The organism is Gordonia sp. VNK1, from assembly GCF_040049135.1.
In the GTDB taxonomy this organism is placed as follows: domain Bacteria; phylum Actinomycetota; class Actinomycetes; order Mycobacteriales; family Mycobacteriaceae; genus Gordonia; species Gordonia oleivorans.
In genome coordinates this window covers 36541-44023 of the sequence record NZ_JBDZDJ010000030.1, presented here as the reverse complement: position 1 = coordinate 44023, position 7483 = coordinate 36541, and the positions used below count along the sequence as shown (strand labels likewise).

The following is a 7483-nucleotide window of genomic DNA, read 5'->3' as shown; positions in this document are numbered from 1 at the left end:
GGCACCTGCCGGTACCCGCATTGCGGCCGCCCGGCCAGTGAATGCCAGATCGATCACCTGGTGAAATTCGTGCACCAGGATCCGATCACCGGTGGCTGGACCGTGGAATTCAACCTGATGCCGCTGTGTACCCCGGACCATCAGAGAAAACACATGGGATTGTTGATCCCCACCATGCTGTCGGATCGGGCTGTCATCTGGCGCGACCCGGTCACCGGGGAGACCATCACCACCTATCCGCGGTAGGTCACTGCCGTCGGGTGATGTTGCGCTGCAATCGGTTTCCAGCTCCATGTTGCGTGGTCTCGACACGCCACGGGCTCGCAAGCTCGCACGAGGCGGCTCGACCGGCGGGATGGGCCGCTCGACCGGCGGGAGTAAGGTTGCGCTGCAGTCGGTTTCCAGCTTCGGGTTGCGTGGTCTCCTTGCGTTGAGCTCCGTCGAAACGACCTCGACAAGCTCGGCCCGGCGGACACGCCACGGGCTCGCAAGCTCGCACGAGGCGGCTCGACCGGCGGGCGGGTGGCGGCTCGACCGGCGGGATGGGCCGCTCGACCGGCGAGCGGGTGGCGGCTCGACCGGCGAGCGGGTGGCGGCTCGACCGGCCCGACGGCACGTCGGCGGGACTCGGCCTACGGCCCCGTCAGGTGCTGGTACAGGTATCGTCCGGTCACCGAATCCGGGTTCTGTGCAACCTGTTCCGGTGATCCCACCGCGACGATGCGTCCGCCGTCGGTGCCACCACCCGGGCCCATGTCGATGATGTGATCGGCGTTGGCGATCATGTCGAGATCATGCTCGATGACGATGACGGTGGCACCCCGGTCGGTCAGTCGGGTCAGCACCGCCAGCAGGGTGCGGACGTCGAGCGGATGCAGCCCGACGCTCGGTTCGTCGAGGACGAACACGGCATCGTTCTGATTGCGGTGCAACTGATTCACCAGCTTCAGGCGTTGCGCCTCCCCACCGGAGAGCGCCGGGGTCGCCTCGTTGAGCGTGAGATACCCCAGGCCGAGTTCGTCGAAGGCGCGCAGCCTCCTGGTGACCCGCGGCAGTCCCGTCACCACTCCCACGGCGTCCCGGATGGTATGGCCGAGCAGATCCGGTAGCGCGAGGCCGTCACGACGAAAGTCCTTGGCCCGTGGCCCGTAACGGCTTCCGTCGCAGTCCGGGCAGACGATGTCGACATCCGGCAGGAACTGCACGTCGAGCGATACCTGACCGGTACCGTCGCACCGCGGGCACGCCAATGATCCGGTGTTGTGGGAGAAGTCGGACGCGGTCAGCCCCGCAGCACGGGCCTCATCGGTGGCCGCATACGCATCACGCAGATCGTCCATCACCTTCGAGTAGGTCGCGACTGTCGAGCGGACGTTGATGCCGATCGGCGTGGCGTCCACGACATGCACCCGGATCTTCTTGCCGGATACGGGTTCCGGGACATCGAGGCGACGCACGTGGCCCGGCATCCGAGCGGCCTGGCCGGCGGCGTGTGCGGTGAGCGCCGGCACCAGCGAATCCAGGACCAGCGTCGTCTTGCCGGAACCGGACACCCCGGTCACCGCAACCAACCGTCCCACCGGGATGTCGACGGCGAGGTCGTGCACGGTGTGGATGGCCGTCGTCTCCAGATGAAGCGTACCGAGGTCGAAAACCGTATCCGGAGAGCACTTCTCCCGGATCACGACGGGTTCATCCCCGGTCAGGAACCCGGCGAGCCGCGATGCCGGTTCGGCGGCGAGTTCACGCACGCCGCCCTGTGCGATGACCCGTCCACCCTCGGTACCCGATCCCGGGCCGATCTCGATCAGCCAGTCGGCACGACGGAGGATCTGCACGTCGTGGTCGACGAAGACCACCGAATTGCCGTCGACGAGAAGATCATCCATCACACCGAGGAGGCCGTCGATGTTGGCCGGATGCAATCCGATCGACGGTTCGTCGAGGACGTAGAGCACCCCGGTGGTGCGGTTGCGCACGGCGCGGGCCAGCTGGACGCGTTGCCGTTCACCGGTTGACAGCGTGGCCCCGGCACGATCCAGGGTGAGGTAGCCGAGTCCGAGTTCGATGAGTCGTTGCGCCATGCCGAGCAACGTGTCCACCAATCCCTGTGCCATGGTGCGCATCTCGGCGGGCAGCGTCGGCGGGATCGTCGGCGCCCAGTCGAGCAGATCATCGAGGGACAGTGCGGTGACGTCGGCGAGGTTCTGCTCGCCGATCCGCGGGGCACGGGCCGCCTCACTCAGGCGGGTGCCATGACAGTCGGGGCACACCCCCTCGGTGAGGAAGCGGCTGACCCGCGCCAGTCGCTTCTCGGTGTCGGCACGTCTGAGTTCCTCGGTGACGGTCAGCCGTGCGTTGCGGAACGTGAAGTCCAGGTCGTGGATGCCCTTCCGGGAGGCGAAGGTGATGTGCTTCTTCTCCTCGGGGCCGTCGAGCACGATCTCGCGTTCGGCGTCGGTGAGATCGCGCCACGGGACGTCGGTGCGCACCCCGAACTCCCGGGCGATGGTCGGCTGGACGTTGAAGCCGAACATGTTCCACGGGACCACCGCGCCCTCGTCGAGGGTCTTGCCCGGGTCCGGGACGAGGGCGGCGTCGTCGACGGCGCGGACCACGCCGGTGCCCGAACACGTCGGGCAGGCCCCGCCCGAGTTGAACGCCAGTGCTTCGGCGCCGGGCGCGTCGACCTGCGCACCGCACTCCGGACAGAAGAACGGGACCTCCGCGGCGACGTCGATGGTGGGCGGCACGTAGTGCCCGTTGGGACACCGGTGCGAGGCCAGTCGCGAGAGCATCAGTCGCACCACGTTGAGCAGCTCGCTGGAGGTCCCGAACGTCGAGCGCACGCCCGGCACGCCGGGTCGCTGCCGCAACGCGAGGGCGGCCGGCACGTGTTCGACGGAATCCACCGCGGCCCGCGGCGCGTGCGCCATCCGCCTGCGGGTATAGGTCGAGAGCGCCTCGATGTATCGCCGCGCGCCCTCGGAGTAGAGCACGCCCAGCGCCAGGGAGGATTTCCCCGACCCGGACACCCCGGCGATCCCGACCATCGTCCGCAGCGGGATGTCGACGTCCACGTCACGCAGGTTGTTGACGCGCGCACCGCGTACGGCGATCTCCTCGGGTGCGGCGTGCTCGGCGCGTCGGGTCACCGTGCCCAGAGTAGGTTGGGCGGTCATGAGCAGCAATGAGTTCGATTCCGACCCCTACCTGTGGCTGGAGGACGTCACCGGCGACGACGCCCTGGAGTGGGTGCGGGCGCACAACGAACCGACGCTGGCCGATCTGACCGACTCCGACCGGTTCCGCGAACTCGAGTCTCAGGCACTGGAGGTGCTCGACACCGATGACCGCATCCCGTATGTGCGGCGGCGAGGTGAGTTCCTCTACAACTTCTGGCGCGATGCCACGCACCCGCGGGGACTGTGGCGACGCACCACCCTGGAGTCCTACCTGACCGACTCCCCGGACTGGGACGTGCTCATCGACGTCGACGCCCTCGCCGCCACCGACGACGAGAACTGGGTGTGGAAGTCCGCGACGATGAACTGGCCGGACTACGACCGCGCCCTCATCTCGATGTCGCGGGGCGGTGCCGACGCCGCGGTGATCCGCGAATTCGACGTCGCCTCCCGCAGTTGGGTCGACGACGGTTTCGCGCTACCCGAGAACAAGTCGTCGATCTCCTGGATCGACCGCGACACCGTCTACGTCGGAACCGATTTCGGCCCGCAACCCGACGGCGCGGGATCGCTGACGACGTCCGGGTATCCGCGGATCATCAAACGCTGGACCCGCGGCACCGCCCTCGACGACGCACCGACGGTGTTCGCCGGGGAGGTCACCGACGTCGCGGTCAGCGCCGTCTACGATCACACGCCCGGTCACGAACGTCACTTCGTGGGTCGCGCCACCGACTTCTTCAACGAACTCGCCTACGAGTTGCGCAACCCCGAAACCCACGGCACCGAAACAATTCTCATCGACATCCCCACCGACGCCCACTTCGTCGTGCACCACGACGCGATGTTCGTGCGACCCCGCACCGACTGGGAGGTCGACGGCGTGGTACGCGCCGCGGGCACCCTTCTGGTGTTCGACTACCCGGCCTTCCTCACCGGAAACCGCACGCACACAGTGCTGTTCACCCCGGACGCGCACACCAGCCTGCAGTCGTTCACCTTCACCCGCTCGCACCTGATCATGCTCACCCTGCATGACGTGCACACCGAGGTCACCGTCCTCACCCTGGGTGACTGGACGCCCGTCGAGCAGCCCGGCCTGCCGGATCTGGCCACCGTGTCGGTCCTCGACACCGACCCCGACCACACCGACGAGGTGTTCTGGTCGGCGACGTCGTTCACCGAACCACCGAGCCTGCTGCACGGCGAGTCCGGCGGCGAGACCACCGTCATCAAGCACACTCCGGCCTTCTTCGACGCGGATGTGGTTGTCGCCGAACAGTTCTTCGCCCCCTCCGACGACGGCACCGCCATCCCCTACTTCGTCATCCGCCGCACCGACGTCAGCGCCGGACCGACCCTGCTCTACGGCTACGGGGGCTTCGAGAACTCACTGACCCCCGGCTACCTCGCGCTGGCCGGACGCAGCTGGATCGCCCGCGGCGGCATCTACGTCATCGCCAACATCCGGGGCGGCGGCGAGTACGGGCCGTCGTGGCACACCCAGGCACTCAAGGCCGGACGCCACCTGGTCTACGAGGACTTCGCCGGCGTCGCCAAAGATCTGGTGTCCCGCGGCCTGACGACGCACGAGCAGTTGGCCGCGCAGGGCGGCTCCAACGGCGGCCTGCTGATGGGCGTGATGCTCACCCGCTACCCGGAGTTGTTCGGCGCGTTGGTGTGTCAGGTCCCGCTGGTCGACATGCGCCGCTATCACCTGCTACTCGCGGGGGCCTCGTGGATGGCCGAGTACGGCGACCCCGACAACCCGGACGAGTGGGCCTACATCAGCGAGTACTCGCCGTATCAGAACCTCGCGAAGGACCGCACCTATCCACCGATCCTGGTGACCACGTCGACCCGCGACGATCGGGTACACCCCGGACACGCCCGCAAACTCGTTGCGCGACTGGAGGAGTACGGCCACACCGTGTCGTACTACGAGAACATCGAGGGCGGCCACGGCGGTGCCGCCGACAACAAGCAGTCCGCCTTCAAGACCGCCCTGGCCTACGAATTCCTGTGGCGCACCATCGGAACCGCCGAGTAGGCACCGAAACTCAGCAGTAGCCCGACTCAGCGGTACACGACGACCGCCGCCGGCCGCACCGACCGCTCCCCGACACGCAGTCCCGGACGCAGCAGTTGCGCGACGGTCCGCGACTGCGCGTCGCCCTCGGTCGGGACGGTGTCGACGGCGTCCATGGTGGCGACGTCGAACGCATCCCCGACGCGCGGCACCACGACGAGGCCGCCGCGTCCCGCGATCAGCCGATCGAGCCCGTCACGCAACGCCACAAAGCCCGCCCGATCGGTCTCGCCGTCGGCACCCTCGGCGCACGCCGCGGCATCGGAGTACAACGCCAGCAACTCGACGAGCAGCGGCAGGTCCGCGGTGGCGGCGGCCGCCCGCTTCGCGTCGGCGTCGACGAGCCGCTCGATCGTCTGCGCCTGACGCGCGATCACCCGTGCCAGATCGGACACCTGCTCATCGAGACTGCGGAGCTGCTCGGCGAGCCCGCCGCCTTCTGCACCTGTGGTCATCCGCGTAGCGTAATCACACCGCCCGCCCTCGCTCGACCACCCTCGGGGCGTCTCGGTCGCTGTTACGATCGCCGACCGTGGGCGTATACGGGATCGACCTGGGGACGACGAACTCTGCCATCGCGGCGATGGATTCCGACGGCAGGCCGTCGGTCATCGCCGATTGGAACGGTTCGCCGACCACGCCGTCGGTGGTCCTGCTGCCCTCGGCGCACGACCACATCGTCGGCGAGGCGGCCCGCCGGCAGGCGCGACTCGACCCGGACAACGTGTGCACGCTGGTCAAACGGCGGATGGGCGACGCCGACTGGCGGTTCGTCGCGCATGGTCAGAGCTGGTCGGCGCCCGCCATCTCGGCGTTGATCCTCAAATCGCTGGCCAGTAGCGCCGAGTTCGCCGGCCAGAAGGTGGAACGGGCCGTCATCACCGTGCCCGCCTACTTCGGCGACGAGGAGCGCCGCGCCACCATCCAGGCCGGTGCCTATGCCGACATCGAGGTGGCCGGCGTGTTGTCGGAGCCGATCGCCGCGGCCCTGTCGTACGGATTCAGTCGTTTGACCGACGCCCTGGCCAAGGGCACACCGGATGAGACCGTCCTCGTCTACGACCTCGGCGGCGGCACCTTCGACGCCACCGTCATCGAACTGGCCGACCGCCGGATCTCGGTGCTCGCCGTCGACGGTGATCACCAACTCGGCGGCGCCGACTGGGATGAGCGTCTCGCCCTGCACCTGTCCCGGGCCTTCTGCGCCGAACACCCCGATGCCGAGGATCCCCTGGACGACTCGGCCGGTTCGCAGTCGCTGATCCTGGCCGCCGAACGCGCGAAACACGAACTGACCGAGGCGGAGTCGACGTCGGTGATCGTCTCGCACGACGGCCAGCGGTCGGTCATCACCGTCACCCGCGCCGAACTCGAGGATCTCAACGCAGGGCTGCTGGCCCGCACCATCGACCTCACCAAGGCGTGTCTGGCCGCGGCCCGCGACCGCGGTGTCACCCGCGTCGACCGCATCCTGCTGGTCGGCGGTTCGTCCCGGATGCCCGCGGTGGCACGCGAACTCACCACCGCGCTGGGCATCGTCCCGGAACTGTCCGATCCGGATCTCGCGGTGGCCAAGGGCGCCGCCATCTACGGCGAGAAACTCGAGATCGAACGTCTCGTCGCCGCCGACCTGCAGACCCGCGGGCGGCTGCCCGCGCACGGCGGCATCTTCGACGCCGACCCCGCCGACATCGAGGCGGCCGCATCACGGGTGGCGCAGGCCTTCGCGATGCCGGTGGCCGGCGTCCGGCGGATGCTGGAGATCTCCGTCGACACCGTCGTGTCCCGGGGTTTCGGCATCCTCGCCGTCAGCGGCCGCAGCGGCGACCTCGAGGTGACGTGGCTGGTACACCGCAATCAGCCGCTGCCCATCCGGGTGCGCCGCTCCTTCGGCACCGTCCGTGCTGATCAGCGACGCATCGAACTGACCGTGATGGAGCAACTCGGGCAGCAGGCCTCCCCGCTCCCGCAGGACGCGAAGGTGCTCATCGAGGGCGCCATCGACGACATCCCCTCGGGCTACGACGAGAACAGTGAGGTACGGGTGACCTTCGAGATGGGATTCGACGGTGTCCTGATCGTCACCGCCCACCACGTCGACGCCGACCTCCCGCTGCGCCTGACCGCGAAAACCGGTGCGACGCTGTCACAGTCGGAGGTGGCCCGCGAGCTCGACCAGGTACACCGCAGCCGGCGCCGGGACGGTTGA

Annotated in this window: 5 protein-coding genes; 3 read left to right on the top strand and 2 right to left on the bottom strand. The window is 68.4% G+C overall.

Features of this window, described 5'->3' with window-relative positions:
* Positions 1 to 246 (top strand): HNH endonuclease signature motif containing protein (locus tag ABLE94_RS24305; RefSeq protein WP_348810131.1); only part of this gene is annotated, 246 nt, incomplete at its 5' end.
* Between the two features lie 386 nt (positions 247 to 632).
* On the opposite strand, the gene ABLE94_RS24300 is transcribed toward ABLE94_RS24305, so the two are convergent.
* Entirely contained in the window at positions 633 to 3155 is a 2523-nt protein-coding gene (locus ABLE94_RS24300; RefSeq protein ID WP_348810130.1) for an excinuclease ABC subunit UvrA, read from the bottom strand.
* 25 nt (positions 3156 to 3180) lie between these two features.
* Between ABLE94_RS24300 and ABLE94_RS24295 the strand changes: the two genes are divergently transcribed.
* Positions 3181 to 5235, top strand: a complete 2055-nt coding sequence (locus ABLE94_RS24295) for a prolyl oligopeptidase family serine peptidase (RefSeq protein WP_348810129.1) — start codon at positions 3181 to 3183, stop codon at positions 5233 to 5235.
* 26 nt (positions 5236 to 5261) lie between these two features.
* Here the strand turns inward: ABLE94_RS24295 and ABLE94_RS24290 are convergent, their stop codons facing one another.
* Positions 5262 to 5729, bottom strand: a complete 468-nt coding sequence (locus ABLE94_RS24290) for a nucleotide exchange factor GrpE (RefSeq protein WP_348805158.1) — start codon at positions 5727 to 5729, stop codon at positions 5262 to 5264.
* Between the two features lie 77 nt (positions 5730 to 5806).
* Here ABLE94_RS24290 and ABLE94_RS24285 point away from each other — a divergent pair, with 77 nt between their 5' ends.
* Positions 5807 to 7483: an Hsp70 family protein gene (locus ABLE94_RS24285; RefSeq protein WP_348805159.1), complete on the top strand. Its 1677-nt coding sequence runs from the start codon at positions 5807 to 5809 to the stop codon at positions 7481 to 7483.

Coding starts and splice junctions, on each gene's coding strand:
- ABLE94_RS24295 (WP_348810129.1), top strand. CDS start 3,181: ATGAGCAGCAATGAGTTCGATTCCGACCCCTACCTGTGGCTGGAGGAC.
- ABLE94_RS24290 (WP_348805158.1), bottom strand. CDS start 5,729: ATGACCACAGGTGCAGAAGGCGGCGGGCTCGCCGAGCAGCTCCGCAGT.